The organism is Actinoplanes sp. NPDC023801, from assembly GCF_040639655.1.
Classification (GTDB): domain Bacteria; phylum Actinomycetota; class Actinomycetes; order Mycobacteriales; family Micromonosporaceae; genus Actinoplanes.
The window spans coordinates 238,402-263,504 of record NZ_JBFAAI010000006.1; the positions used below are offsets into that span (position 1 = coordinate 238,402).

Consider the following 25,103-nt stretch of genomic DNA (forward strand, 5'->3'; position numbering starts at 1 on the left):
GTGACGTACGTCTCCATTCCGAGGCAAGATGGCGATATGACCCCTGTCGTAGTGCGCTCGTACCGGCCGAGTGATCACTCCGCGAGCCGGCGGTTGTGGACGGAACTCACCCGTCAGCACAACGAGATGTACGGCGAGCACAGGGATGACGGCGGCGCCGGTTTCGAGGAGTACCTCACCCGTCTCGACCTGTCCGGCCTCTGGGTCGCCGACCACGCCGACGACGGGGTGATCGGGATGGTCGGGCTGATCATGAGAGGCCGTGCCGGAGAGGTCGACCCGGTCGTCGTGACCATCACGCACCGGCACAAGGGTGTCGGCCGCAAGCTGCTCCAGCACGTCGCGGCCGAGGCGAAACGCCGCAACATGACCGCGCTGACCATCTCGCCGGAGTCCCGCAACGTCGAGGCGATCCGCAGCCTGCACGCCGCCGGGTACGACGTGGTCTCGTCGATCGAGCTGACCATGGACCTGGAACGGCACACCCACCCCTGGCACCACGGCCTGGAGTTGCACGAGTTGCCGTTCCGGTCGTAGAAGCCGGCAACCAGGGGATCTCCTTCCCCGCCCTGTGGACAGACCGGCGTGTCGTCCACAGGAGCCGTTTCCGGCACGCGACGGGAGCCGCCGGCGGGTCACGCTGCCCGGCATGAAAGCCGACTTCGCCGTCCGAAACTTCTCCGAACTCATCGCGGCCGTGCCGTTCCTGCTGGGTTACCACCCGCATGACGCCGTCGCGCTGGTCGGCATGCGTGATCGGTTGCTCGACTTCGGTGCGTGCTTCGACCTGCCGCCCCCGGATCTGGACGAGGCCGCCGCACGGGCGGAGTTCGGGGAGGTGGCCGCCGCGATCCACCGGCAGGAGCCGGATGCCGTGGTGATCATCGGCTACGGCCGGCCGGACCGGGTCACCCCGGCGATGCTGCGGATGGCGGAGGCCCTGCTGACCCTCGGCATCCGTATCGAGGACGCGCTGCGGGTCCACGAGGGGCGCTGGTGGTCGTACGCCTGCGACGACCGGGACTGCTGCCCGCCCGAGGGCACCCACTGTCTGCCGCCGGACAGCGTGATCGCGGCGGAGGCGACCTATCGCGGTCAGGTGGCGCTGCCCAGCCGCAGCGACCTGATCGCGCAGTTGGCGTCGGTGGACGGTCCGGCCCGGCAGGCGATGACCGCGGCCACCGAACGGGCCCGTAGCCGCTTCGCCGACCTGGTGAGCGGCTCCGCCGACATGAAACGGATCCGGCGGGCCGGCCGTCTCGCGGTCCGCGAGGCCGAGAAGCGGTATCGGTCCGGTGGCGTCCTCACCGATGACGAGACGGCCTGGCTGGGGGTGCTGCTGGCCGATCCGCGAATGGAGGACTACGCCGTGGACCGGGCCGGCCCGCAGGAATGGCGGGCCCAGCTCTGGACCGACGTGCTGCGCCGGGTCGAGCCGGTCCACGTGCCGGCGCCGGCCTGCCTGCTCGGATTCACCGCATGGATGCTGGGCCGGGGCGCCCTGGCGCGGGTGGCCGTGGACCGGGCTCTGGACGCGGAGCCCGGTCACGAACTCGCCGACCTGCTGCACCGGCTGCTCGGGTTCGCGATCTCACCCGAGATGGTGCGGCGATGGCGGCGATGACCGGCGGATCAGGGCCGGTCGGTCTCCTGCCGGACGGTTTCCGCACCGAGATCGGCCGGCGCGGCCGACGACCGCAGCGCCGGTGCGGGAGTCGGGGTGTCGGCGACCTTGTGCAGGCCCGGCACCCGGTCCTCGATCACGAAGGAGGCCCGGGTGTGCGCCGGGGCGCCCGGGGTCGTCACGTACGGCAGCACCACGAAATCGGCGGTCAGCGACTGCCGGGTGATGCGCGTCCGGACATAACCGCGCTGGTTGTTGTAAAAGCGCAGGTGCGGGTTCCAGGCCGCCCAGCTGTGGTCGCCGCTCGCCACGTCGGCGCCGTCACCGCCCGAGGTGATCGACGAGCAGACCAGCTCGGTGCCGACGGTCCGCGAGGACGGGTCGTTCCAGTCCAGCTTCAGTTCGTCGGCCCAGTGCGCGTGCACGTCTCCGGTGAGTACGACGGGGTTACGGACTCCGGCGTCCACCCAGCCGCGGGTGATCCGGTCCCGGGAACCCTGGTATCCGTCCCACGAGTCCATGCTGAGCACCTTCTGCGGGCCCGAGTTGTTGTCGCGCTGCCCGAAGAAGACCTGCTGACCGAGGATGTCCCAGCGGGCGGTGGAGCGGCGGAAACCGTCGAGCAGCCACTTCTCCTGCTCGGCCCCGGTGATGCTGCGCGACGGGTCGGCGGCGGCCGGGCAGTCCTTGTAACCGTCCCCGCAGCCCTGGTCGTCGCGGTACTGCCGGGTGTCGAGCATGTGGAACGTGGCGAGCCGGCCCCAGTGCAGCCGCCGGTACAACTGCATGTCGATGCCGCGCGGGATCGAGGTACGCCGCAACGGCATGTTCTCGTAGTACGCCTGGAACGCGGCGGCACGGCGGGCCAGGAAGTTCGGGTCGGCCTGCTCCGGCACCTCGTCGGCCCAGTTGTTCTCGGCCTCGTGGTCGTCCCACACCACCGCCCAGGGCGCGACGGCATGGGCGGCCTGCAGGTCCGGGTCGGTCTTGTACTGGGCGTGCCGCTGCCGGTAATTCGCCAGCGTGACGGTCTCCGGGCCCCGGTGGTCGCGCGGGTTGCCGCCGGGGATGTTGTACGTGTCCGGCGCGTATTCGTACTGATAGTCGCCGAGGTGCAGGATCAGGTCCGGTTCGTCCTCGGCCAGCCGGCGGTAGGCGGTGAAGTAACCGTGTTCGTACTGGGAGCAGGACACGAACGACATGGCCAGGCTGAGGTCGTGGGCCTGAAGCGGTGGTGCGGTGCGGGTGCGGCCCACCGGGGAGGTGTATCCCTCGGCGCGGAAACGGTAGAAGAACTCCCGGCCGGCCACGAGCCCGTTCAGTTCGATGTGCACGCTGTACCCGCGGTCCGGCCGGGCCGAGGTGGCACCACGGCGGACGATGCGGCGGAACCGTTCGTCGGCGGCCAGTTCCCACATCACCGGTACAGACCGGTACGGCATTCCGCCGAGCCCGTCGTCGGCGAGCGGCGCGACGGCGAGACGGGTCCAGAGGACCACACCGTCGTGCGTGGGGTCACCGGAGGCGACGCCCAGGGTGAAGGGGTCCGCACGCAACGGGCCGCGGTACGGCTTGGCGGCGGCGCTCAGCGGGATCACGGTGGCGGCACCGGCCGCCGAGGTCAGCAGGGTGCGACGCGATATCGGCATGCGTCGAAGCGTTGGAGACGCGGGTGAACAACATCTGGTCAGACGGTGACGCGATGCGCTCCCGCATAGATGTTCATCTTCGGTTCGCGGAGGAATCCGACAAGTGTCATTCCGGATTCCTCGGCCAGCTCGACCGCGAGGGTGCTCGGCGCGGAGACCGCCGCCAGCAGCGGCAGCCCGGCCATCCAGGCCTTCTGGGTGAGTTCGAAACTGGCCCGGCCGGAGACCAGCAGCACGTGCCCGGTCAATGGCAGGCGGCCTTCCCGCAGCGCCCAGCCGAGCACCTTGTCGACCGCGTTGTGCCGGCCCACGTCCTCGCGCAACACCAGCAGGTCACCGCCGGCGGTGAAGAGGCCTGCCGCGTGCAGGCCACCGGTGCGGTCGAAGGTGCGCTGCGCGGCACGCAGCCTCGCCGGCAGAGCGGCCAGCGTGCGGGCCGGGATCACCAGCGGATCGCCGGCGACGTCGAAGCGCGACCTGGTCCGCACCGCGTCGATGCTGGCCTTGCCGCAGACCCCGCACGAGCTGGTGGTGTAGAAATTGCGGCTCGGGTCCGTGACCGGCGGCGGCACGGCCGGGTCGAGGACCACATCCACCACGTTGTACGTGTTCGGTGTGTCGGTCCCGGCGCACAGCTGGGCGGTCGTCACGTCCGAGGCGACGGCGATCACACCTTCACTGAGCAGAAACCCCATCGCGAGATCGATGTCGTGACCGGGTGTGCGCATCGTCACGGCGAGCGGCTTCTTCCGGACCCGGATCTCCAGCGGTTCCTCCGCGGCCAGGTGATCCTGGCGGCTCCGGCTGCCGGGCGACGAGCTCACATCGATGCTGACCACCGTGCGGCGCGTCGTGGTGCGGCTCATATCGGGAGCTTACGGGGTACCCCGAAGGCGTCGAACCGAGCGCGTGGTCACACCTGCCACCCGCTCGGGATACGGTACTCACGTGGGGGGATTCGCGGCGGTGGTCTTGGCTGGTGGTGCGGCACGGCGGATGGGCGGTGCGGACAAGCCGACCCTGACAGTGGCCGGCCAGTCGATGCTCACCCGGGTGCTGGCGGCGGTGCACGATGCCGACCCGCGTGTCGTGGTCGGGCGAATACCGGCGGACTTCCCGGTCCCGGTGCACGTCACTCGTGAGGAACCAGCTGGTGGCGGGCCGGTCGCGGCCGCCTCGGCGGGGCTCGCCCTGGTGCCCGAGCGGGTCACCTACACCGCTTTGCTTGCCGCCGATCTGCCGCTGCTGACCGGCGAGGCGATCGATGTGCTGCGGCTCACCCTCGAGTCGGCCCCCATGGAGGGAGCCGTCTACCGGGACACCGACGGGCACCTCCAACTGCTCTGCGGGGTGTGGCGCACGGCCGGGCTGCGGGCCGCTCTCGGGCGCGTGGCCGAGGCCCGTGGCAGTCTGCACGGCGCGCCGGTCCGGGCGCTGCTGGACCATTCCCGGGTGGCCGAGGTGTCCTGGCGCCGGCCGGGGCCGCCACCCTGGTTCGACTGCGACACCGACGACGATCTGCGTACGGCGGAGGAGTGGGCCCGGTGAACGAGCTGGACGAGTGGGTCGCCGAGGTCAGCGCCGAACTCGGACTGGACCCTACGGGCGTGCCGGTCCAGGAGGTCCTCGATGTGGCGCGGGACGTGGCACACAACGTCCTGCGGCCGGGGGCGCCGGTTTCGGCGTACCTTCTCGGCCTGGCCGTCGCGGCCGGTGCCGACCCGTCCGAGGCGGCGGCCAGGATCAGCGCCCTCGCCCTCCGTAAGGCCCGGTAGGGCTTCCAAGCTGGACGGATGACGGCAGGTGTGGGACGGACGTTCGCGGCCCACCGTCGCTCGATAGGGTGACGGGAACGGAGGTGCGATCATGACGGCAGAAGGCGCCGCGAGCGAGACGTTCGAAGGCGGTTTGCTCGACGAGCCGACCACGGCCGATCTACGGGCCAAGGTCACCCAGGCGTGGCGTGAGTTCGCCGGTTCGCTGGCCGGCCTCCTGCCGACCTTGGCGCCCGGCTCGCACGTCGACCTCACTCTGGATCCGACCGCCTCCGGCACCGGCACCGCGGTCTACTCGGTCAGCATCCGGGTCCTGCCGGACGAGATCGTCGAGGCGCTGGCCGTCGGCAACGCGGCGTTGCCTCAGGAGTTCCGGATGGACCGGGCCGCCGTGGCCGATCTGGTGGCTCTGGGCTGGTCACCGCCGGGTGTGCTGGCCGGCTCGGGCGACTCGTTCGGCCTGCGGTCCGCGTTCGGCAAGGCGAGCCAGTTCGCCGCCGTGATCACCCGCACTCTGCGCGACGTCTACGGCGCACCGCACCCGGCCTTCCTCGTGTACCTGGTGCACGACGAGAACGACGAGCCGATCGACGCCAGCCCGCTCGGCACGGCCCGGCACGAGCCCAGCATCGAGGTGGCTCTGGACGCGCTGGACGAGCCCGGCGCGCTGGAGGCGGCCCTGGCCGGGATCGCCGAGGACGTCGTGCCGCTCGAGGAGCGGGTCCGCACGGTCGTCGCCACCATGTCCAAGACAACTGTCGACCAGTTGCAGGTCGACGCGGACGGCGACATCGGCATCCGGGCGGGCTCGGCGATGGTCTTCGTCCGGGTCCGCGACAACCCGCCGCTGGTCGACGTGTTCTCGCCGATCCTGACCGACGTCGAGCCGACCGAGCAGCTCTACGTGAAACTGTCCGAGCTGACCAACCGGATGCCGATCGGCCGGTTGTACTGCGCCCAGGACACGGTCTGGGCGTCGATCCCGGTCTTCGGTCGCAACTTCCAGGCCGTGCACCTGATGCTCGCCATGCAGGTGATGACCGGTCTCGCCGACGAACTGGACGACCGGCTGCACGGCGAGTTCGGCGGCAAGCGCTTCTTCGGCGAAGGCGACAAGCCGTCCGCACCGAAGGCCGACGACGAGGGCCACCGGCCGGGGATGTACCTCTAGCCGGACGGTGCCGCGATCGCGGTCGTTGTCTCCACCAGCCGCGACAGCACCACCATGCTCCTGGTCGACGTGACGAACGGCTCCGCCCGGAGCCGTTCCAGTGCCTGCTCGAGATGCCCGATGTCGGCCGCCCGCAGGTGGACGAGCGCGTCAGCCTGCCCCGACACCGTGTAGGCACCGATCACCTCGGGGTGCCGCCGGGTGGCCACCGTGATCTGTGCCGGTGTGGTGCGTCCCGTGCAGAACAGCTCGACGAAGGCCTCGGTGGTCCAGCCGACCGCGGACGGCTCGATGACAGCCGTGAATCCCTTGATGACCCCGCTTGATCGAAGCCTGTCGACCCTTCTCTTGACGGCTGGGGCGGACAGCGACACCTTCGCGCCGATGTCGGCATACGAAGCGCGGGCATCGGCGACGAGTAACGCAATGATTCGCTGGTCGACGGCGTCCATATGCAACGATTCGCCTCCGAGGAGCAATATTTCGAGCTGTTTGCTGCAACCAAGCCTACTTACTCTTTAACCTCATGAGCTACACGGAGCGCTTGCCGCGAAACAGGGCATATCTGATGTGTCCCCCTGAGCATTTCACGGTCGAGTACGCCATCAACCCCTGGATGGACACCACTGTCGCGGTCGACGCCGGCCGCGCCCTGAAGCAGTGGGAACAGCTCCGGAACACCCTCACTGACCTCGGCCATGTCGTGCACGTGCTCGACCCGGAGCCCGGCCTGCCGGACATGGTCTACTCCGCGAACGGCGCGTTCTCCGTCGACGGCACCGTCTACGGCGCCCGCTTCCGTTACCCCCAGCGAGCCGCCGAGGCCATGGCCCACCAGGCCTTCTACATGGCCGGTGAGAGCTGGAACTTCATCTCACCTCAGCAGGTCAACGAGGGTGAGGGCGACTTCGCCTATCTGCCGAACGCCTACGGCGGCATCGTCCTGGCCGGCTACGGATTCCGTACCGATCCCGCGGCGCACGCCGAGGCGCAGGAGGTGCTGGGCCGCCCGGTGATCTCGCTGCGCCTGGTCGACCCGGCCTTCTACCACCTCGACACCGCGCTCGCGGCCCTCGACGACCGGCACGTAACCTACTACCCCGGCGCCTTCTCACAGGCTTCCCAGCGAGTGCTGGCCCAGCTCTTCCCGGATGCGGTGATCGCCGACCGGGAGGACGCCGAAGCCTTCGGCCTGAACCTGGTCAGCGACGGCCGGCACGTGATCCTCAACACGGAGGCCGTGGCCATGGGACACAAGGTGCGCGCCGCCGGATACCTCCCGGTTCACGTCGACCTCTCCGAGCTCAAGCGCGGAGGCGGCAGCGTCAAATGTGCCGTTGCCGAACTGCGGGCCTGAAGCTCCCCGACCACACGAGCATTGCTCCGACTCGTGCGCAAAGATGGATCGCATGACCGACGACACCCGCACCACTGAGCACAAGGAAGACGGCTCCGTCATCGTCGTGGGCCCCGACGGCCGCCCGATGGGCACGGTCGAGTCGGACGGCTCGCTCACCCCGGAGGAGCCGGGCAACCTCATCGAGCAGCCGGCGAAGGTCATGCGCATCGGCAGCATGATCAAGCAGCTGCTCGAGGAGGTGCGGGCCGCTCCGCTCGACGAGGCCAGCCGGGGCCGCCTGCGGGAGATCCACCAGCGCTCCATCACCGAGCTGGAGGACGGCCTGGCGCCCGAGCTCCGCGAGGAGCTCGAGCGGCTCTCGCTGCCGTTCGAAGGCGAGACCCCGCCCAGCGAGCCGGAGCTGCGCATCGCGCAGGCCCAGCTGGTCGGCTGGCTGGAAGGCCTCTTCCACGGCATCCAAGCCGCGCTCGTGGCCCAGCAGATGGCCGCCCGCCTGCAACTCGAGCAGATGCGCGGCGGCGTCCCGGGCCGGCCCGCCCTGCCGATGGGCGGCGTCATCCCGGGCAAGCAGGGCGGCCAGGGAGACGTTCTCGGCAACACAGGTCAATACCTCTGATTTCGTACGGGGTGTCCAGCCCCGCCGAACTACGCCGTCCCGTGGCATCCACGCGATGCTTCATGGGGTCACGGGCCCCAGCGCGCCTTTCGGGCTGAGGCGTCGGGCAACGCGACCGATGCGCCTCCCCGGGTTGCAGCGCGACTCCCGCAATCCCGGCTGGCGCCCACCGCTGTCTCACCGCGCCCGAGACAGCGGTGCGCGCCAGCCGGTTTGTGGTGGCTGGGCGGTGCTGCTGCCTCTGGGGGCTTTAGGCAGCGGTGCGCGTCAGCCGGCACTGAAGCCCGGGCGGTGTTCAGGACCGGGATGCGGGGACAGTTTGGGCGTACGAGATCAGATGTTGAAGAGGGACGCCAGGTAATCGGCCACGCCGTCGGCATCGTTGGTGCCGGTCGTGTCGTCGGCGATCGCGCGCAGCGCGGGATGAGCGTTGCCGACCGCGACGCCGCGCCCCGCCCAGGTGAGCAGCGGTATGTCGTTGGGCATGTCGCCGAAGGCCACGACCTGCTCCGCGGTGATGCCCTCGCGCTCGCAGAACCATGCCAGCCCGGCCGCCTTGGTCACGCCGGCCGCGGAGATCTCCACAAGCGCGGACGACGACGACCGGGTGGCCGTGGCGCGGTCGCCGAGGGTGCGGCTCACCAGCTCCAGGAAGTCGTCGGGGTCGGCCGTCGACGAGCGGGCCAGCAGCTTGACGGCCGGCACGGAGGTCAGCTCCTCGGGGGCGGCGATGACCCGCACCCGGTGGTCGTGCTCCCAGCGGACGGTCCACGTGTCCTCGTGCAGGAAGGCACGCCCGTCCTCGACCTCGACGGCCAGCGACACGTCCGGCACGGCGTCGCGGAGACGTTTGGTGACCTCGAGCAGCAGCTCGACCGGGAGCGGCTGGGCCCGCAGCACCTCGTCGGTGTGCGGGTCGTAGATGACCGCGCCGTTCGCGCAGATCGCGGGCAGGGGTGCCGGCAACTGGGCGAAGAGCTGGTCGAGCCAGCGCAACGGGCGGCCCGTGACGATCACGACCGGGACCGGCACCCGGCTCAGCACATCGAGCGTGCGCGGACTGAGCAGGCGCTCACTGTTGATCAGCGTGCCGTCGATGTCGGAGGCGACCAGCCGGAAATCTGCCATCACCTGGACAATAGCCGGTCCAGATAGACCGCCACGCCGTCCTGATCATTGGTGAGGGTCACATCGTCGGCGACCGCCAGCAGCGACGGGTGTGCGTTGGCGACGGCGACCCGGCCCCAGCCGGCCCAGGCGAACATCGGCAGGTCGTTGGGCATGTCGCCGAAGACCAGGACGTCCGAGGGATCGACGCCGACCGCCTCGGCCACCACCGAGAGGCCGGTGCCCTTGTCGACGCCGGCCGGGCAGATCTCCACGTAGTCGAGACCGGCCTGGGTGACGGTTGCCAGGTCCGGTGGGACCACCCGCTGGGCGAAGGCCAGCAGTTCGTCGACGTTCAGGGAGAACGACCGGGCGAACGCCTTGATCACTTCGCCGCTGAGGCATTCGGCGCGGGTCCGGGACTCGACGGTGACCGGGTAACGCCAGGTCGGGTCGTAGTCACCCCAGAGCGGGGAGTCGTCGTGCTCCAGGGCCTCGAACATCACCGACAGCGGGCCGGCCACCGACTCCAGGGCGCCGAGGGCCTCGCCCAGCGCCTTGCCGGGGAGCCGGGCCTGCCGCAGGTAGCGGGAGTCGTCGAGGTCGAGCACCCAGCCACCCTGCGCCAGCACGAGGAAGTCGGCGACGCGGATGTCGTTGCGGGTGAGTGAGGTGAGACGCGGGCCGCGGCCGGTGGCGGCCACGATCCGGATGCCGGCGGAGCGGACCCGGTCCAGAACCTCATGGGTGTACGCGGAGACGGTGTCGTCGCTGCGAACGAGTGTGCCGTCCAGATCCGTGGCGATCAGCTTGGGGAGACCGGGCTTCATCGGAACCTCCGTGGGTCGGCAAGACCCCCGTGGAGGACGGAAGGAGAACGGTACACCCGATCGGCTACCAGCATCTATGACAACTGGTAGCCGATCGATTGCGTTTGGATCAACGAACGGGTTCGAGGACGTCCCGTCCGCCGAGGAACGGCTGGAGCGCCTTCGGTACCCGCACCGAACCGTCCGGCTGCTGGTGGTTCTCCAGGATCGGGATCAGCCACCGGGTGGTCGCGAGCGTTCCGTTGAGCGTCGCCACGGTCTGCGGCTTGCCGTTGTCGTCGCGGTAGCGGATGTTGAGCCGCCGCGCCTGGAACGTGGTCGTGTTGGACGTCGAGGTGACCTCGCGGTAGCGGCCCTGCGACGGCACCCACGCCTCGCAGTCGAACTTGCGGACCGCGCTCGACCCGAGGTCACCGGCCGCGACGTCGATCACCCGGTACGGGATCTCGACCTTGGCCAGCATCTCCTCCTCCATCGCGAGCAGGCGCTGGTGTTCCTCGGCCGCGTCCTCGGGGCGGCAGAAGGAGAACATCTCCACCTTGTCGAACTGGTGGACGCGCAGGATGCCGCGGACGTCCTTGCCGTGCGAGCCGGCCTCGCGCCGGTAGCACGACGACCAGCCGGCGTAGCGGCGCGGGCCGTCGAGGTCGAGGATCTCGTTCGAGTGGTACGCCGCGAGGGCGACCTCCGAGGTTCCGACCAGGTACAGGTCGTCGGCCTCGAGTCGGTAGACCTCGCTGGCGTGCGCCCCCAGATAGCCGGTGCCCTCCATCGACTCGGGCCGGACCAGGGTCGGCGTGATCGAGGGGATGAAGCCGTGCTCGACGGCCTGCTGGATGGCGAGCTGGAGCATGCCGAGCTGGAGCAGGGCGCCCACCCCGGTGAGGAAGTAGAACCGCGAGCCGGACACCTTGGCACCGCGCTCGGTGTCGATCGCGCGCAGCGTCTCACCGATCTCGAGGTGGTCCTTCGGGACCTCGATGCGCGGAATGTCGCCGACCTCACGCAGTACGACGAAGTCGTCCTCGCCGCCGGGAGGAGCGCCTTCGACGACGTTCGACACGGCCATGTGGGCACGCTTCAGCGCCTGCTCGGCCTCGCTCGCGGCGGCCTCGGCCGCCTTCACTTCAACAGCGAGGTCTTTGGTACGGGCCAGCAGCGCGGCCCGTTGCTCGCCGGAAGCCTTCGCGACGTCCTTGCCGATGGACTTCTGCTCCGCCCGGACCGTCTCGAACCGCTGGGTGGCGGCCCGGCGCTCCTCGTCGGCACGCAGCAGAGCGTCCACGAGTTCGGTGGACTCACCGCGCAGCCGCTGGCTCGCGCGGATCAGGTCGGGGTCTTCACGAAGCAGACGCAGGTCAATCACGGTTGTCGAGCCTACCGGCGTCCCGGTCCGATCATCACCCGGATATCCCCCGGTGTCACGATCGGTGTGGCTGGTCCAGCTCGCCGGGGAACCGGGCGAACGGTGCGGCCGGTGTGATGCTCAGGTCGAGCGGGTCCTCCTGTCCGGTCTGCGCCGGTTCGGCGGGTTCCTCAGGCGTCCGGGCGGCACCCGGGCCGAGCCACAGCGCGATCAGCGCGGCGGCCACCGCGGCCAGCGCGCACCAGAGGCCACGCCCGTGCGCCACCCGCATCGCGTCCAGCTCGGGGGTGTAGTACTGCGGGATCATGACACTCGTCTTGCTCAGGTGCTGTACCAGCGCCAGGACCAGCGCGAGCAGGACGCCACCCAGGGCGAAACCAGCCAATCGGGCGTACGGCCGGCCGGGCGCCGGACCGAACAGGGTCAGCACGATCGCTACCGCGAGAAGCGACAACCCGCCCAGATACCCGCCACCGAACCCGCCCAGATCGGTCATCCTGGTCAGCAGGACCGTCTCCATGCCCAGGCCGTCGGCGTCGAACATCAGACCGTCGATGGTGGTGGTCTGCCACTCGGAGATCAGCGACCCGAACGCCGCGACCCCGCCGAGTCCCGCGACCAGGACCGGAAGTCGCCGGTCGCGTGCCAGGCCGTGCAGGAACCGGCGCCGGGCCGATTCGGCACCGCCACCGAAGGTGATCACCGACTCGGGTCGTGGGTCGTCCTGGGCCATGGATCCATGATGGCCCCTCGCCCGGTCGGCGAACCATCGGGCGAGATATCGGATAGCGTTCTGGACATGCCTATTCGTTCTTCTTCTGCCCGCTGGGAAGGAAACCTCACCGAGGGTTCCGGCACCGTCAAGACCGGCAAGGGCGGCCTCCAGGGCGCCTACTCGTTCAAGTCGCGTTTCGAGGAGGGCGAGGGGACCAACCCCGAGGAACTGATCGCCGCCGCGCACGCCGGCTGCTTCTCGATGGCCTTCTCGAAGGGCCTCGCCGACGCGGGCTTCACCCCGTCGTCGGTGGAGACCGTCGCCAAGGTCCACCTGGACAAGACCGACGCCGGCTTCGGCGTCTCCCGCATCGACCTGGAGACCGTCGGCGACGTTCCCGGGATCGACGAGGCGAAGTTCCAGGAGCTCGCCGTCGGCGCCAAGGAGAACTGCCCGATCTCGCGCCTGCTCAGCCCGGGTGCCGAGATCAGCCTGGTCGCCAAGCTCGTCTGAACCGTTCCGGATCCCGGCGCGGCCTTTCTCGGGCCGCGTCGGCGATCCGGGCACAATGGGCTGGTGCCGGTCGATATGAGTCCAGAGCGTTTCGAGGAACTGGTGGGCGAGGCCCTCGACGAGGTGCCCGTCGAGCTGCTGTCCCTGATGAACAATGTGGTCTTCCTGGTCGAGGACGCCCCGGCCGACGGTGGTGACGATCTCCTGGGCCTGTACGAGGGCACCGCCCTGACCGATCGGGGCTGGGACTACGCGGGGGCGCTGCCCGACCGGATCACCATCTACCGCCTGCCCACGCTCAAGGTCTGCGAGACCGAGGAGGACGTGGTCGACGAGGTCGCGATCACCGTGGTGCACGAGATCGCCCACCACTTCGGCATCGACGACCAGCGCCTGCACGAACTCGGCTGGGGCTGACCCTTGCCGGGCCTGCCTACTCTCAGATCATGCGCAGCGATCTCTTCTCGGCCGACAACCTGGAGAAAGAGCACAGTCAGCCGGGTCTCCGGCTGCAGAACTCGAAGCTCCTCAAAGCCGAACTGAACGGTGAGTTCCTGGCCCGGACCGGGTCGATGGTGGCCTACCAGGGCCGGGTGACGTTCGAGGCGATCGGCTCCGGTGGCCTCGGCAAGTTCCTCAAGCAGAAGCTGACCGGCGAGGGCGTCCCGCTGATGCGGATCCGCGGTAACGGCGACGTCTTTCTCGCCGAGAACGCCGCCGACATCCACCTGATCGACCTGGAGCCCGGCGACGCCCTCTCGATCAACGGGGCCAACGTGCTGGCCTTCGACTCGACTCTCAACTACGACATCCGGATGGTGAACGGCGCCGGGATGTTCTCCAACGCCGGCCTGTTCAACTGCGTCTTCAGCGGCCACGGCCGAATCGCGGTGACCACCAAGGGAACGCCCGTGGTGCTCAACGTCGACCAGCCCACGTACGTCGACCCGCAGGCCGCGATCGCCTGGTCGGCGAACCTGCAGACCGGGTTCCACAAGGCCGAGCAGTTCGGTCTCGGCACCCTCCTGGGCCGGACGACCGGTGAGCGGTTCACGATGAGCTTCGCCGGTCAGGGCTTCGTGATCGTCCAGCCGTCCGAGGAACCGCCCGGTGGCCTGGCCGGGGTCACCGAGCGGAAGTCGGGCAGCAGCGGCGGCAGCATCCTCGGCGACCTCTTCGACGACTGACGGGCGAGGCAACCCGGCCGGCGAGGCGACTGCCGGGCAAGGACGGTCGGCGGGCGAAGCGGGCGGGCGGGCGAGACGACTGACGGGCGAGGACGGCCGACGGGTGAGGTGGCTGCCGCCGCTGCCGGTCAGCCGCCGTTTCGCAGCCGATCGAGCCAGGCCGCCGAGTCGGCGAAGTCGCTGTCGGACAGCCCGGGCGGCGGCGCGACCGGCGGCTCGGGCTGCAGACGGTGCTTCGGGTAACTGCCGAGGAAGCGGACCTCGGCACAGATCCGGCGCAGGCCCTGCAGCGCCTCGCCGAGCCGCGCCTCGGCGACGTGGCCGGTGCAGTCCAGGAAGAAGAAGTACGTGCCCAGCTGCTCCCCGGTCGGCCGGGACTCGATCCGGGACAGGTTGATACCGCGTACGGCCAGTTCGGTGAGCACCGAGAGCAGTGCACCGACCTGGTCGTGCCGGATCGACACGGCCAGCGAGGTGACGTCGTCGCCGGTCGGCGCGGCCGGTGCCCCCGGGCGGGTGAGCAGCGCGAACCGGGTGACCGCCTCGGCCCGGTCGGCCACCTTCTCGGCCAGCACGGTCAGATTGTTGCGTTTGACGCCGATCGGCGCGCAGAGTGCCGCGTCGTGTTCACCGGCGGCCGCGCTGATCGCCGCCGCCGCGTTGGACAGCACGTCCACCACCACCGCGTCCGGGGCGTTCGCCTGGAGCCAGCGCCGGCACTGGGCGGACGCCTGTGGGTGTGCGGCGATCGATCGGATCGCGGCCAGCGGGGTCAGCTGCCGGGAGGCCAGCATGAACTCGACCGGCAGCAGCACCTCCCGGGTGATCATCAGCGGGCTGCCCGTCACCAGCTCGTCGAGGGTGACCGGGACAGCGCCTCCCACCGAGTTCTCCAGGGGCACCAGGGCGGCGTCCGCCTCGCCGGCGCGCACCGCCTCCAGCGCCTCGGGCACGCTGCGCGCCGGCGTGCGAACCCCACGCTCAGCTGCGGGAATGGTGCGCAGGGCGGCTTCGGTGAAAGTGCCCTCGGGGCCGAGGTAGGTGAAACGGGTGGGCGGCGTGCCGGGCATTTCCGGAGTCTAGCCGCCGATCCGGACGGGACGGTGGGGCGCGGTCGGCCTCCGTGGCGGTGGTCGTGTGAAGGGCCCGGGATGCCGGGCGGTATGAGCGGTGGTCGCGTCGAGGGCCCTGGATGCCGGGCGGTATGAGCGGTGGTCGCGTGGACCGCCCGGGATGCCGGGCGGCGTGAGGCGGATCCGGAGGGTTCAGTAACCGCAGGCCAGTGCACGGATGCCGGCCGGCGCCTGGGTCTTGACGGTCGGATTGCACACGTCGGTGCCCACCGTGACGAGCGTCAGTGTCGTCCCGCTGCCGGTGGTGACGACCGAGAGCGGCTCCGCCCCGGTCATCCCGATGACGGTGAAGCTCCAGGTGCCCGAGCAGAACGGCCCGCCCAGCACGGCGACGTTCTTGTCCGGTACGGCCGGGCTCTTCTTGGCGAGCGCGACGACCTGGGCGCCGGTCGGCTGTCCGGTGCAGCGCGGCGCGTACGACGGTGTGGCCGTCGGGGAGGTGGTGGCCGGCGGGGTGGTGGTCGGCAAGGTGGCGACCGGCGTCCGCGTCGGATAGGTGTAGGTCGGCATCACGCCGGTAGGCGTCACCCCCGTCGGCGGCGTGGCCACGGGCGGCGGCGTCACCACCAGCGGCGGCGGTGCCACCCCGCTGGCGGGCATGGCGCCGCTGGCGGGCGGCATGGTCGGCCCGGTGGGCAGCGCCTCGGGCGGGGAGCCGCAGGCGGCGCTCAGCAGCAGCACACCCACGGCCAGCGGGATGAATCGTGTGCGGGGGAACACGGGCTCATGGTATGAGCCGGAGCGTCAGCTGGCGATCCGATGACCCGCGGCGGTGAGCGTGTTGATCGCCTCGGTCAGCCGCACGGTGGGCACGAGCAGGTAATCCGTGTCGTACGTCGAGAAGGTCACGATGTTGACGCGGGCCTCGGCGAGCGGGACGACCAGGGAAGCGAGCACCCCGGTCATGGCCAGGTTGAGGTCGTCAGCCACACGCAGACACCGCCAGGCGGTGTCGGCGATCGCGTCCGCGGGGACCCGGTCGTTGGGACAGATGACCGAGAGCTCGTCGACACCCCAGGTCACCGAGATGACGCTCTTGTCGTCCGGACCTGCGGTCAGCGAGGCGGGGAGGGCGGAGCCGGCCGGAAGCCGACACACCGCGTATTCACCCGGTAACAGGTCTAGATCGAGCATGTTCGCAGACTACGTTGCGGTTTTGTGACATCCAATGGTTGCCAAGTGCGGTAAACGACACACCGTAGCGAACAAAAGGGACGTCAGTACCGTACCGGGGACAGGAAGGTCAGCGTTCCGCCGATCTGCCCGCCTGCCATCAGCGGCGTCGAGATCGCATCGACCGTGAGCGGTGTCTCAGCCTCGCCCGGCACGACCCGGATCAGGCCACGGGCCAGCCGTTCGCTGCGCAGCGCCAGCAGCGGCGGGATGTTCTCCGCCTCGGGGTCCTCCAGGCGGCCGCCGCCCGCGGTGAAATCGATGAGGTGCAGCGCGGCGCTGAGCCGCAAGCCGAGTGCGTCGGCCGGCTTGCCCAGGCCGAGCAGCTCGCTGCAGGACGGCGACATCGCGAGGATCGAGCCGTCGACGTCGATCACCAGGCACGGCTCGTCGGCCGCAGCGACCGTCATCGACCAGCGCTCGACGCTGGTGATGAACTCGGCCTCCGATGGTGTCCGGGCCTGGGGGACGAACGCTCCCGAGAGGGAGAGCTCAACATGCGCCACCGGCTCCTCCTCGCTCCACTTCACACCGACGGCCGACGCTCCCGCGCCGGCCGTCGACGGCGTCGAAGGGAACGTTACCGGCGGCTCAGTCGCTTGTCAGCGGCCGTCTGTCCGTTGCCGTACGAAGAGTAGTCCTGACCCGGCCGATAGGGTGCGTTCGACCAGGTGCCCGGGTGGTGGGCGACGGCGGACAGCTTGTTCGCGGTGGACGGGGAGATCTTCGCCCCGCCCGCGATCAGCAGGCGGTCGAGTTCCTTGTCGGTGGAGACGAGACAGTCCTTGGGCAGACCGTGGACGCTGATCACGCCCGAGCCGACGAAGGTCAGCACGGCGGTCACCGGGACGTTGAGTCCGACGACGGCGGTGAGGGCCTTGGCGGCGCGGCGGGCGTCACGGCGCGCCTCGTTCACGTACTCCGGGCGTTTTCCGTTGATCTGCACCACGTCACCGGCGATCAGAACGCGGGAGCGACCGTGGTCGACGACCGTGACGGCGTAGATGCCGCCCGGGCCGATCGCCAGGAAGCCGGCGCGGTCATCGGCCGGGTTGGGCTCGTAGTAGGCCTGCGAGAGATCGGTCCGAGGCCAGTCCACGATGTGCCAGTTCGGTCCGAGTCGGTCGAGGCGGGTGAGTGCGCGTGCTCCGGCGGCTTCCAGACGACGGGCGCCGCGCTCGGCGCGACGGCGACGTGCCCACTCGGCCGGGGTGGGCATCCGCTGGGTGTCCTCGAGGAGGGACGGATGCCTGCGATCGGCGGGTGTGAGCGTCTGGGACGGCATGGGCAGCGCGGGGCGGGCGGGGAAGACAGTCACTGCGACCTCCGGCAAAAGGTCAGTCGGGCTCTCTTTTCCAACTACCGTACGTGCTCGTGTCCCTACGGAACAGGGCGACGGGCGGGAAAGAAAGAGGAATGAGTATGGATGAATGCCGCATTCACGACAACATCTTCTTTCGCATGGTGCATCTGCACCGTTCCAAGCTATCCCTCACCCACATCTGATGCATGGCCGTCCCAAGATCTAGTCACAACGTCACGACCCGATAGCGCTCGGTACGGGCTAACGTCAAGCATGTGTACGTCGACAGTGAAGTCAGCCGCCTCCGTACCGTACTGCTGCATCGTCCGTCAGCGGAGCTCGCACGACTGACCCCGCGCAACAACGATTCCCTGCTCTTCGACGGGATTCCCTGGGTGAGCCGGGCCCAGGAGGAGCACGACGCCTTCGCCGAGGCACTGCGCGGCCACGGGGTGGAGGTGCTCTACCTCGGCAACCTGCTGGCCGAGACGCTGGCCGTGCCGGAGGCCCGGACCGAGCTGACCGCCGGAGTCCTGGCCGCCCGCCGGCTCGGCGACTCGCTACGGGCCACCGTCGCCGACTACCTGGCCGATCAGGATCCCGATCGGCTCGCCGAGGTGCTCATCGCGGGACTGGCCCACGACGAGATCAAACCGGGTGGCGGCGGACTGGTCTACGAGATGATGGACCGGCACGATTTCGTCATCGATCCGCTGCCCAACCTGCTCTTCACCCGCGACTCGTCGGTCTGGGTGCGCGATCGCGTCGCGGTCACCAGCCTGACGATGCGGGCACGCCGCCGGGAGACGACGCTCACCCACGCCATCTACCGGCACCATCCGCGGTTCGCCGGCTCCGCGTTGCTCTTCGACCCGTCGCTGGAGCATGTCGAGGGCGGGGACGTGCTGGTGCTGGCACCCCAGGTGCTGGCGATCGGGGTCGGCGAGCGAACCACGCCGGCCGGGGCTGAGCGCCTCGCTCAGCGGGTCATCGCGGCAGGGCTCGCGCACACCGTGCTGGCCGTGCCGATCGCCCAGGAACGCGCCACCATGCACCTGGACACCGTCTGCACCATGGTGGACGTCGACGCCGTGGTGATGTACCCGAACCTGGCGGACAGCCTCCAGGCGTGGACGGTCACCGGCGGTCCGGGCGGCGAACTGCGGATCCGCCCGCCACGGCCGTTCCTGGAAGCCGCGGCCGAGGCGATGGGCATCGACCGGCTGCGGGTCATCGACACCGGACTGGACCCGGTCACCGCGGAACGCGAACAGTGGGACGACGGCAACAACACCCTCGCCATCGCGCCAAGGCTCTGCGTCGCCTACGAACGCAACGTCGAAACCAACGCCCAGCTGGAACGCGCCGGCATCGAGGTGGTCCGGATAAGCGGCTCCGAACTGGGTTCCGGCCGAGGCGGCCCCCGCTGCATGAGCTGCCCCATCCAGAGAGACCCCCTGCACCCCTGAGCCCCGCCCACCATGAGGTTTGACCAGGACGAACGCGCATTGTGCCCGCCGACGTCGAGGGCTCCGAAATCGGCTAGGCGAAGCCGTGGTCGATTTCGGAGCCCTCGACGTCGGGTCAAAGGGCCCAATGCCCCCGAGCGGCAGCGAAGGAAGTAAACACAGCCCAATGCCCCCGAGCGGCAGCGAAGGAAATAGACACAGCAGCGAAGGCAATCAGCGGAGCGTCAGCTGCCGACCGATCAGGCCCTGCTTCGCGCGCCGGGCGGCAGCGTCCAGCGGTTCGTCGACGGCCAGGATGTCGGTGTAGCGCTTGGCGAAGTCGGCCAGCGGTGCCTCGAACTCGGTGCCCTCCGGCTCACCCGGCACGTCCCACACCGGCACGAGCAGGCCGTGCGCCCGGAACATGCCGGCGAACTTGGTGCCTTCGCCCAGGAGCAGGTCGCCTGAGGCGGACAGGCGGGCCAGGGCGTCCAGCGCCTTGTCCTCCGGTTCGCTCAGCACCCAGCGGACGTGGCTCTTGTCCGGCGCGACCCGGCACCAGTACGCGGCCTTGGCCGCGGCCAGCCGCACGGTCGGGTAGATCGACGCGTTGGCCCGCTCCAGCGATGCCTTCACGGTCGAGTCCTGCATCTGGTCCGGGTCCAGCCAGTACTCGAAACCCTCGTGCATGGTGATCTCGAGCGGCTGGTCGACCAGGATGTCCTGGAGGCGCAGACCCTCGCCGGGCAGGGACGGCACCGACACGGTGTTTCCGGGCTCGGTCTGGAGGGCGCTCAGGGCGGCGGCGGCCAGGTCGCGGGACACGTCACCGGACTGGACGTGCCGCTGCAGACCGATGAGTACCGCCCCGTCGCGGCGTGACATGGCCGGCCACGCCATCGGCAGCACCGTGGAAAGGGTGACCGGGCGGTCGCCGTACTCCTCGATGATTTCCGGCTTGAGGGTCAGCGGCGCCGAGGCGGCCGGCACCAGCTCGCGCAGGGCGACCCACTCCGGTTCGTCGGCCAGGCCCTCGAACGGGCGGGCGACGAAGATGTCGCGCACCTTCGTCTTCGGTGCGGTCTCGCGGGACTTGCGACGCTTGCTCACGGGGAACCAGCCTAAGCGGTCGCTTCCGCGAACCGGTGACGTGGGCCACCCACGCGTGTCGCCCGTCCGTGTCTCAGGCGCGCGGGAGGCGGACCTCGGCGACCGTGCCGCCGCCTTCTCTGGGCCGTAGCGACACCCAGCCGTTCTGCCGTTCGACGAGGCGGCGTACCAGGTACAGGCCGAGCCCGGCGCCGGCCCGGTGGTGTCCGGAATCGGCCTGCCAGTATCGGTCGAAGGCTTGTTCGACGTGTTCGGGGGCGATGCCCGCGCCCCGGTCGGAGACACGGAACCGGAGCGTGTCGTCGTCGGCTCCGGCGCACACCTCGACCGTGGTGTCCGGTCCGGAGTACTTCTCCGCATTGGTGACGAGCTCGGTGAAGATGGTCGCGATCGAATCCCGATTGCCGTACGCCTTCGGCAGATCCGCCGGCATGTGGGCCAGGAGCAGCCGGCTCCGCAGATCGCCGGGCAGCGCCCCGGCTGCCGCACGTAGCGCCTCCACCAGGTCGAACGGTCCGGCCGGGGCGCTGCCGACGGATCCGTCCCCTTCGCTGGCGGCGAACAGCAGCCGGTCCACGAGGCGGGCCAGTTCGCCGGCGCGGGTGCCGATCACCCGGACGGCTTCGCGCCGGTCGGGCTCACCGACGCTGTCCCAGTGGTTGGTGAGCGTGTCCGCGTAGCCCTTGATGACGGTGACCGGCGTTCGCAGCTCGTGACTGGTGACCGCCACCCAGAGGTCGCGGTCCGCGTCGCGGCGGACTTCCTCGGGGGCCGGTTCGCCGTGTGCGGGCAGGCCGGCTCCGGCTTCGTAGATGCGGCCGGCCAGCCGTGCCAGCAGTTCGAGCACGGTCTGATGTTCGGGGCCGGGTTCGCCGGCCGCCGCGTCGAACCAGACGTGCAGGGATCCGGCAACCTCGTTGCCGTGGTGTCCCCGGGCACCGAGCATGTGCGGCAGGTCTCCGCCGTCGAAGAGGCCGGCCAACTGGTCGTTGAGCGGGCCGGGCCGGTCCTCCACCCGGCGGCCGAGCGCCGGTGCGCACACCCCGGTGGCCGCGATGATCCGGCCGTGGTCCTTCGCGTACTCCGCGAAGACGGCGCCGCGGGCACCGAGGGTCTCCTCGGCGAGCCGGACCAGCTGCTGGAGCACGGACAGCCCGGCGTCACCCGAGTCGACGCGGTCGAGGACCGCGACCTGACCCCGGGTCAGGGCCGCATAGTCGGGGCGGTCCGGCATGCCTGCGAGTTTGCCTCGCTCACCGCGTTTTGGGCAGATGAACCTAAGCGAATCCTGAGGTGGACCGGCATCCAGTGGTGCACGTCACAGCTGGGCGAGCCGGTCCAGCACGAAGCGTGGACGGTCGGTGATCACTCCGTCCACACGGTGCTCCAGGACCAGATCGAGATCCTCGGGTTCGTTGACGGTCCAGACGTACACCTGATGTCCGGCCGCCTTGATCGCCGGCAGCAGTGCGGGCCGCGCCCGGAGCAGTTCGATGCCGGGACCGGCGGTGCGGGCGCCGAACGGCAGCCGGCCGCGACCGGCGCCGGGTGGCACGAGCTCCATCAGGTAGACCGTCGGCAGGCGTGGCGCCTGTGCCCGGACCCGGCGCAATGCGAGCGCCGCGAACGACATGACGGTGACCTGGACGTCATCGTCGGGTTTCGGGTCGGCCAAGCCGAAGTGCCGCAGCATCCGGATCAGCCGGCGTTCCACCTCGGCGCCGTACCGGGACGGATGTTTCGTCTCGATCAGCAGCCGGACCGGGCGGCCACCCGAGCGGACCGCGTCAAGCAGGCGTTCCAGGGTGAGCAGCCGGGACAGGTGGGGCAGCTCGGCGTCGGCCGGGTAACCCGGATGCCACGAGCCGAAGTTCAGCGCGTCCAGCTCGGCCAGCGTCTTCGAACTGACCCGGCCCCGCCCGTTGCTGGTGCGGTCCAGCTTGCTGTCGTGCACGCAGACGAGATGGCCGTCCCGGGTCAGCCGGATGTCGCACTCCAGCCCGTCCGCGCCCTCCTCGAGCGCACGCTGGTACGCGCCGAGAGTGTGCTCGGGCAGTGCGTCGGCGCCTCCGCGGTGCGCGAAGACGAGGGGGCGGTACCCGGTGCTCACAGCACGCGGGCCGGCTGCCCGTTTTCGCTGATCACGTCCTTACCGGCGGCGGCCCACGACTGCATGCCGCCGTCGAGGTTGCGGACGTTGTCCCACCCGTTGTTCATCAGGTAGGCCACGACCTGGCCGGAACGTCCCCCGGCCCGGCAGACCACGATCACCTCGTCCTCGGTCGGCACCTCTGCCATCCGGGCCGGCACCTCCATCATCGGCAGGTGGTGGGCGCCTGGCGCGTGGCCGGCCTCCCACTCGTCGGGCTCGCGCACGTCGAGCAGGTAGGCGCCGGGGGCGACTTGGTCAGCGGTGACGCTGGGAACCTGAGGTCCGAACACGCAGACAAGCGTAAAGGGGCCTGCCGGCCGGCTGTTCCTCGGGCGGCCGATCCGGGCGGACTACTTCTCGTTGGCGACGACCTCGGGGTGGTCGAGGACGAACTCGGCCAGCCTGTCCTTCTTCGCCGCCTGGAACATCTGCCGGCTGATGTCGTTGAACTCCTCGCGCCCGCTGCCGTTGCTGGAGAACGTGCCGCTGTTGGTCCGCAGCAGGACCATGTCGTTGGCCGCGACGTCCTTGAGGCCGAGGGCGAAGTCGGTGAGTTCGATGTCGCCGATGTCGAGGGTGAAGGCCTTGCCCGCCGGCGTGAGCAGTGAGCTGATCTTGAGCGGGTTGGTCATCACGCCGCTGTCCGATGCCTTCTTCGCCATCGACTTGAGCAGCTGCTGCTGGTGGCGCTGCCGGTCGTAGTCACCGTTCTTGAGTCCGTACCGCTGGCGGGCGTAGTCGAGTGCCTCCCAGCCCTCCATCTGCCTGCAGCCCACCTTGTGCACCACCGGCTTGGAGGGCCGGTTCGTGGCCTCGGGGCCGGTGAGATAGACCGGCTTGCCGCCGATCAGGCCCAGGTGCTTCGAGGTGACCTGCTGGTCGACGCACATGTCGACGCCGCCGAGCTCGTCGATCACGCCCTTGAAGCCGTTGAAGTTGATGATCGCGGCGCCGTCGAAGCTGATCCCGGTCACGTTCTTCAGCGTCTTGGCGAGCAGCTGCGCACCGCCGGCCATCCCGGCGCCGTTCTGAGCTCCGTGGAAGAACGCCTCGGTCGCCTTGGTCGTCCCGCCGCTGTACTTGCTCGGCGCGAACGCGGGCACCTCGACCTCGGTGTCGCGGGGGACGGAGATCAGGTACGCCTGATCGTGGCTCGCCGGGATGTGCAGGATGATGATGGTGTCGGCGTGCAACTGGTCGTCCTCCCAGCTGGCGCGCTTGTCGACACCCATCAGCAGCAGGTCGATCGGACCCTCGATGGTGGCACCGCCACCCTCCTCGACGGTCTTCTTGGCGTCACCGGTGAGGTCCTTGACCTCGATCGTCGCGGTGGTCTGGTTGATCAGCATCTTTCCGCCGATCAAGCCGCCCGCACTGGCGACGAGCAACACCGCTCCGGCCGTGGTGCTCAGTCTGGCCCAGAGCGGTGCGCGTCGTTTGCGGGGCTTCTCGGGTGGTGCCGGGGGCACGACGGGTGGCGACTGCCGGTACGCCGTGGCGGTCATGCAGCACTCCAACGGGAGGGATCGGGGGCTGCATCACCCTACGGACTCTCCTGCGACTGCTGAAGTTCTTTCTGGTTTCAGATTGAAGTCACAGTTGCCTGACAGTCGTCGTCACTTCTTCGGCGGATTGGCCTTCAGCCACTCGTCCATCTTGTCCGCGGCCACCGCCTCGTAGAGCGCGAGCGCCTTCTCCCGGTCGCTGACCACGACCGACTGGCCGTCGATCGTCTCGCTGCCCTTGTTGGGGCTGGTGATGAAGGTGAGGTTCTCCCCGCGCAGGTTCCGGAACTGCACGGCCATGTCCTTCAGCGAGAACGTCTCGTCGACCGTGACGGCCGCGGTCACCGAGTTCAGGAAGCCGTTGAGCTTCGCCGGGTTGGTCAGCGTGCCGCTGCTCGACGCCTTGTCCATCAGCGCCTTCAGGAAGTCCTGCTGGTGCTGCATGCGGGCGAAGTCACCGCGGGGGAACTGCTTGCGCTGCCGGATCCAGTCCAGGGCCTGTGCACCGTTCATGTGCATCGTGCCCTTCTTGAACTCGCGGAACGGCTTGTGGATCGACGTGATGTCCTGCTCCACCTTGAGGTCGACGCCGCCGAGCGCGTCGGTGACCTCCTTGAAGCCACCGAAGTCGATCGTCATGACGTGGTCGATGCGTACGTCGGTCAGGCACTCGACGGTACGGATCGCCCGCGGGATGCCACCGAAGGCGAACGCCGCGTTGATCTTCGCCCGGCTGGACGAGCTGCACGGCGCGTTGTCCTCGGTCGGAATGCTCACCCACAGGTCCCGCGGGATCGAGATGAGCTGAGCCGACTGGTGGTCCTCCGGCACGTGCATGAGGATCAGCGTGTCGGCACGCCACTTGCCGGCCTTGTTCTGCACGGCGTCCGGGTCACGGGAGTCGGTGCCGATCAGCAGGATGTTGAAGGCGCCCTCGACGGCCTTGGCGGGCCGGTCCGCGGTGATGCCGGTGAAGGCGTTGGTGCGTTTGAGGTTGTCGTCCAGGCCGGAGAAGTAACCCCACGCGGTGATGCCGAGCACCAGGGCGAGGACCAGGACGACCGCGCCGGCCACGAGAGCGATGCGACCCCAGCGGGGACGCGGGCGGCGTCCGCCGTTGTACGCGCGGCCGGTGCCGCCGGGGGGACGCGGGCCACGAGGGCCGGAGGCCGGGAAGTCGTCACCACCGCGCGGGGACCAGTCCCGGTCGGGACGGCCGGGCCCGGGCACGGACGCACGTCCGGAGGGGTTGCCGTTGGAAGAGGTGGTGGCAGACATGACACCAGATTACGGAGTGCCGAGCGTTGATCCGTGGTGTCGCGGCGCTTCGGCACGAAGGTAGGAGGAGAGTGACGGCTCGAACACG

At 69.7% G+C, this 25,103-nt stretch carries 29 protein-coding genes; 11 read left to right on the forward strand and 18 right to left on the reverse strand.

What is annotated here, in order from left to right:
• Positions 1 to 36: 36 nt before the first annotated feature.
• Together AB0G04_RS14760 and AB0G04_RS14765 are read left to right on the forward strand one after the other, a co-directional pair.
• Entirely contained in the window at positions 37 to 537 is a 501-nt protein-coding gene (locus AB0G04_RS14760; protein ID WP_360982105.1) for a GNAT family N-acetyltransferase, read from the forward strand.
• 112 nt (positions 538 to 649) lie between these two features.
• Positions 650 to 1,624 (forward strand): DUF4192 domain-containing protein, encoded by a 975-nt coding sequence (locus AB0G04_RS14765; RefSeq protein ID WP_360982107.1) that lies wholly within the window; start codon positions 650 to 652, stop codon positions 1,622 to 1,624.
• 8 nt (positions 1,625 to 1,632) lie between these two features.
• Here AB0G04_RS14765 and AB0G04_RS14770 read toward each other — a convergent pair whose 3' ends face one another.
• Together AB0G04_RS14770 and fdhD are read right to left on the reverse strand one after the other, a co-directional pair.
• Complete coding sequence (locus AB0G04_RS14770) at positions 1,633 to 3,273, reverse strand: alkaline phosphatase D family protein (RefSeq protein WP_360982109.1); 1,641 nt, start codon at positions 3,271 to 3,273, stop codon at positions 1,633 to 1,635.
• Between the two features lie 38 nt (positions 3,274 to 3,311).
• The gene (gene fdhD / locus AB0G04_RS14775) at positions 3,312 to 4,139 is read right to left on the reverse strand and encodes a formate dehydrogenase accessory sulfurtransferase FdhD (protein ID WP_360982111.1); all 828 of its coding nucleotides are present in this window, start codon (positions 4,137 to 4,139) and stop codon (positions 3,312 to 3,314) included.
• An 82-nt stretch (positions 4,140 to 4,221) separates the two neighbouring features.
• Here fdhD and AB0G04_RS14780 point away from each other — a divergent pair, with 82 nt between their 5' ends.
• From AB0G04_RS14780 to AB0G04_RS14790, 3 genes are all read left to right on the forward strand, one after another.
• On the forward strand, positions 4,222 to 4,821 hold the full coding sequence (locus AB0G04_RS14780) for an NTP transferase domain-containing protein (protein WP_360982113.1): 600 nt from the start codon (positions 4,222 to 4,224) through the stop codon (positions 4,819 to 4,821).
• Entirely contained in the window at positions 4,818 to 5,048 is a 231-nt protein-coding gene (locus AB0G04_RS14785; protein WP_360982115.1) for a DUF6457 domain-containing protein, read from the forward strand. Before AB0G04_RS14780 ends, AB0G04_RS14785 begins: the two co-directional genes overlap by 4 nt.
• Positions 5,049 to 5,139: 91 nt before the next feature.
• Complete coding sequence (locus tag AB0G04_RS14790; protein WP_360982117.1) at positions 5,140 to 6,219, forward strand: hypothetical protein; 1,080 nt, start codon at positions 5,140 to 5,142, stop codon at positions 6,217 to 6,219.
• Here AB0G04_RS14790 and AB0G04_RS14795 read toward each other — a convergent pair.
• Positions 6,216 to 6,677, reverse strand: coding sequence for an Lrp/AsnC family transcriptional regulator (locus AB0G04_RS14795; RefSeq protein ID WP_360982119.1), 462 nt, complete (start codon positions 6,675 to 6,677; stop codon positions 6,216 to 6,218). The genes AB0G04_RS14790 and AB0G04_RS14795 overlap by 4 nt on opposite strands.
• Before the next feature lie 68 nt (positions 6,678 to 6,745).
• Between AB0G04_RS14795 and ddaH the strand changes: the two genes are divergently transcribed.
• Positions 6,746 to 7,576: a dimethylargininase gene (gene ddaH / locus AB0G04_RS14800; RefSeq protein WP_360982121.1), complete on the forward strand. Its 831-nt coding sequence runs from the start codon at positions 6,746 to 6,748 to the stop codon at positions 7,574 to 7,576.
• 52 nt (positions 7,577 to 7,628) lie between these two features.
• Complete coding sequence (locus AB0G04_RS14805; RefSeq protein WP_360982123.1) at positions 7,629 to 8,195, forward strand: bacterial proteasome activator family protein; 567 nt, start codon at positions 7,629 to 7,631, stop codon at positions 8,193 to 8,195.
• A gap of 333 nt (positions 8,196 to 8,528) precedes the next feature.
• On the opposite strand, the gene AB0G04_RS14810 is transcribed toward AB0G04_RS14805, so the two are convergent.
• From AB0G04_RS14810 to AB0G04_RS14825, 4 genes are all read right to left on the reverse strand, one after another.
• The gene (locus tag AB0G04_RS14810; RefSeq protein WP_360982125.1) at positions 8,529 to 9,323 is read right to left on the reverse strand and encodes an HAD family hydrolase; all 795 of its coding nucleotides are present in this window, start codon (positions 9,321 to 9,323) and stop codon (positions 8,529 to 8,531) included.
• Entirely contained in the window at positions 9,323 to 10,132 is an 810-nt protein-coding gene (locus AB0G04_RS14815; protein ID WP_360982127.1) for an HAD family hydrolase, read from the reverse strand. Before AB0G04_RS14815 ends, AB0G04_RS14810 begins: the two co-directional genes overlap by 1 nt.
• A gap of 109 nt (positions 10,133 to 10,241) precedes the next feature.
• A complete protein-coding gene (serS, locus tag AB0G04_RS14820) occupies positions 10,242 to 11,498 on the reverse strand; it encodes a serine--tRNA ligase (RefSeq protein ID WP_360982129.1) in 1,257 nt (418 codons plus the stop codon).
• Between the two features lie 55 nt (positions 11,499 to 11,553).
• A complete protein-coding gene (locus AB0G04_RS14825; protein ID WP_360982131.1) occupies positions 11,554 to 12,231 on the reverse strand; it encodes a hypothetical protein in 678 nt (225 codons plus the stop codon).
• Between the two features lie 66 nt (positions 12,232 to 12,297).
• Here AB0G04_RS14825 and AB0G04_RS14830 point away from each other — a divergent pair, with 66 nt between their 5' ends.
• The 3 genes from AB0G04_RS14830 to AB0G04_RS14840 all read left to right on the forward strand — a co-directional run bounded on the left by AB0G04_RS14830 (position 12,298) and on the right by AB0G04_RS14840 (position 13,913).
• A complete protein-coding gene (locus tag AB0G04_RS14830) occupies positions 12,298 to 12,726 on the forward strand; it encodes an OsmC family protein (protein ID WP_360982133.1) in 429 nt (142 codons plus the stop codon).
• Between the two features lie 75 nt (positions 12,727 to 12,801).
• Positions 12,802 to 13,143, forward strand: coding sequence for a metallopeptidase family protein (locus tag AB0G04_RS14835; protein WP_360982135.1), 342 nt, complete (start codon positions 12,802 to 12,804; stop codon positions 13,141 to 13,143).
• 29 nt (positions 13,144 to 13,172) lie between these two features.
• Entirely contained in the window at positions 13,173 to 13,913 is a 741-nt protein-coding gene (locus tag AB0G04_RS14840) for an AIM24 family protein (protein ID WP_360982137.1), read from the forward strand.
• 128 nt (positions 13,914 to 14,041) lie between these two features.
• Here AB0G04_RS14840 and pheA read toward each other — a convergent pair whose 3' ends face one another.
• The 5 genes from pheA to AB0G04_RS14865 all read right to left on the reverse strand — a co-directional run bounded on the left by pheA (position 14,042) and on the right by AB0G04_RS14865 (position 17,537).
• Complete coding sequence (gene pheA, locus AB0G04_RS14845; protein WP_360982139.1) at positions 14,042 to 14,983, reverse strand: prephenate dehydratase; 942 nt, start codon at positions 14,981 to 14,983, stop codon at positions 14,042 to 14,044.
• A gap of 195 nt (positions 14,984 to 15,178) precedes the next feature.
• Entirely contained in the window at positions 15,179 to 15,766 is a 588-nt protein-coding gene (locus AB0G04_RS14850) for a hypothetical protein (RefSeq protein WP_360982141.1), read from the reverse strand.
• Positions 15,767 to 15,790: 24 nt separating this feature from the next.
• The gene (locus tag AB0G04_RS14855; protein ID WP_360982143.1) at positions 15,791 to 16,180 is read right to left on the reverse strand and encodes an ACT domain-containing protein; all 390 of its coding nucleotides are present in this window, start codon (positions 16,178 to 16,180) and stop codon (positions 15,791 to 15,793) included.
• Between the two features lie 83 nt (positions 16,181 to 16,263).
• Positions 16,264 to 16,725 (reverse strand): PAS domain-containing protein, encoded by a 462-nt coding sequence (locus tag AB0G04_RS14860; protein WP_360982145.1) that lies wholly within the window; start codon positions 16,723 to 16,725, stop codon positions 16,264 to 16,266.
• Between the two features lie 74 nt (positions 16,726 to 16,799).
• On the reverse strand, positions 16,800 to 17,537 hold the full coding sequence (locus AB0G04_RS14865) for a hypothetical protein (protein ID WP_360982147.1): 738 nt from the start codon (positions 17,535 to 17,537) through the stop codon (positions 16,800 to 16,802).
• 260 nt (positions 17,538 to 17,797) lie between these two features.
• Between AB0G04_RS14865 and AB0G04_RS14870 the strand changes: the two genes are divergently transcribed.
• Positions 17,798 to 18,991 carry an arginine deiminase gene (locus tag AB0G04_RS14870; RefSeq protein WP_360982150.1) on the forward strand — a complete coding sequence of 398 codons (1,194 nt, stop codon included), beginning with the start codon at positions 17,798 to 17,800 and terminating at the stop codon, positions 18,989 to 18,991.
• Positions 18,992 to 19,204: 213 nt separating this feature from the next.
• Here the strand turns inward: AB0G04_RS14870 and AB0G04_RS14875 are convergent, their stop codons facing one another.
• The 6 genes from AB0G04_RS14875 to AB0G04_RS14900 form a co-directional block, all read right to left on the reverse strand.
• Entirely contained in the window at positions 19,205 to 20,080 is an 876-nt protein-coding gene (locus AB0G04_RS14875) for a DUF5926 family protein (RefSeq protein ID WP_360982152.1), read from the reverse strand.
• A 73-nt stretch (positions 20,081 to 20,153) separates the two neighbouring features.
• The gene (locus AB0G04_RS14880; protein ID WP_360982154.1) at positions 20,154 to 21,314 is read right to left on the reverse strand and encodes a HAMP domain-containing sensor histidine kinase; all 1,161 of its coding nucleotides are present in this window, start codon (positions 21,312 to 21,314) and stop codon (positions 20,154 to 20,156) included.
• Positions 21,315 to 21,398: 84 nt separating this feature from the next.
• Positions 21,399 to 22,190, reverse strand: coding sequence for a glycerophosphodiester phosphodiesterase family protein (locus AB0G04_RS14885; protein WP_360982156.1), 792 nt, complete (start codon positions 22,188 to 22,190; stop codon positions 21,399 to 21,401).
• A complete protein-coding gene (locus tag AB0G04_RS14890) occupies positions 22,187 to 22,522 on the reverse strand; it encodes a rhodanese-like domain-containing protein (protein ID WP_360982158.1) in 336 nt (111 codons plus the stop codon). The genes AB0G04_RS14885 and AB0G04_RS14890 overlap by 4 nt, the downstream gene beginning before the upstream one ends.
• Positions 22,523 to 22,582: 60 nt before the next feature.
• A complete protein-coding gene (locus tag AB0G04_RS14895) occupies positions 22,583 to 23,737 on the reverse strand; it encodes an LCP family protein (RefSeq protein ID WP_360982160.1) in 1,155 nt (384 codons plus the stop codon).
• Positions 23,738 to 23,848: 111 nt separating this feature from the next.
• Positions 23,849 to 25,015, reverse strand: a complete 1,167-nt coding sequence (locus AB0G04_RS14900; protein ID WP_360982162.1) for an LCP family protein — start codon at positions 25,013 to 25,015, stop codon at positions 23,849 to 23,851.
• Between the last annotated feature and the right edge of the window lie 88 nt (positions 25,016 to 25,103).

What these genes read in the sequence shown, in the direction of transcription:
- AB0G04_RS14760 (WP_360982105.1), top strand. Translation starts at nt 37, where the DNA reads ATGACCCCTGTCGTAGTGCGCTCGTACCGGCCGAGTGATCACTCCGCG.
- AB0G04_RS14765 (WP_360982107.1), top strand. Translation starts at nt 650, where the DNA reads ATGAAAGCCGACTTCGCCGTCCGAAACTTCTCCGAACTCATCGCGGCC.
- AB0G04_RS14815 (WP_360982127.1), bottom strand. Translation starts at nt 10,132, where the DNA reads ATGAAGCCCGGTCTCCCCAAGCTGATCGCCACGGATCTGGACGGCACA.
- pheA (WP_360982139.1), bottom strand. Translation starts at nt 14,983, where the DNA reads ATGCCCGGCACGCCGCCCACCCGTTTCACCTACCTCGGCCCCGAGGGC.
- AB0G04_RS14835 (WP_360982135.1), top strand. Translation starts at nt 12,802, where the DNA reads ATGAGTCCAGAGCGTTTCGAGGAACTGGTGGGCGAGGCCCTCGACGAG.
- AB0G04_RS14790 (WP_360982117.1), top strand. Translation starts at nt 5,140, where the DNA reads ATGACGGCAGAAGGCGCCGCGAGCGAGACGTTCGAAGGCGGTTTGCTC.
- AB0G04_RS14770 (WP_360982109.1), bottom strand. Translation starts at nt 3,273, where the DNA reads ATGCCGATATCGCGTCGCACCCTGCTGACCTCGGCGGCCGGTGCCGCC.
- AB0G04_RS14895 (WP_360982160.1), bottom strand. Translation starts at nt 23,737, where the DNA reads ATGACCGCCACGGCGTACCGGCAGTCGCCACCCGTCGTGCCCCCGGCA.
- AB0G04_RS14830 (WP_360982133.1), top strand. Translation starts at nt 12,298, where the DNA reads ATGCCTATTCGTTCTTCTTCTGCCCGCTGGGAAGGAAACCTCACCGAG.
- AB0G04_RS14840 (WP_360982137.1), top strand. Translation starts at nt 13,173, where the DNA reads ATGCGCAGCGATCTCTTCTCGGCCGACAACCTGGAGAAAGAGCACAGT.
- fdhD (WP_360982111.1), bottom strand. Translation starts at nt 4,139, where the DNA reads ATGAGCCGCACCACGACGCGCCGCACGGTGGTCAGCATCGATGTGAGC.
- AB0G04_RS14825 (WP_360982131.1), bottom strand. Translation starts at nt 12,231, where the DNA reads ATGGCCCAGGACGACCCACGACCCGAGTCGGTGATCACCTTCGGTGGC.
- AB0G04_RS14805 (WP_360982123.1), top strand. Translation starts at nt 7,629, where the DNA reads ATGACCGACGACACCCGCACCACTGAGCACAAGGAAGACGGCTCCGTC.
- AB0G04_RS14855 (WP_360982143.1), bottom strand. Translation starts at nt 16,180, where the DNA reads ATGCTCGATCTAGACCTGTTACCGGGTGAATACGCGGTGTGTCGGCTT.
- AB0G04_RS14810 (WP_360982125.1), bottom strand. Translation starts at nt 9,323, where the DNA reads ATGGCAGATTTCCGGCTGGTCGCCTCCGACATCGACGGCACGCTGATC.
- AB0G04_RS14880 (WP_360982154.1), bottom strand. Translation starts at nt 21,314, where the DNA reads ATGCCGGACCGCCCCGACTATGCGGCCCTGACCCGGGGTCAGGTCGCG.
- ddaH (WP_360982121.1), top strand. Translation starts at nt 6,746, where the DNA reads ATGAGCTACACGGAGCGCTTGCCGCGAAACAGGGCATATCTGATGTGT.
- AB0G04_RS14900 (WP_360982162.1), bottom strand. Translation starts at nt 25,015, where the DNA reads ATGTCTGCCACCACCTCTTCCAACGGCAACCCCTCCGGACGTGCGTCC.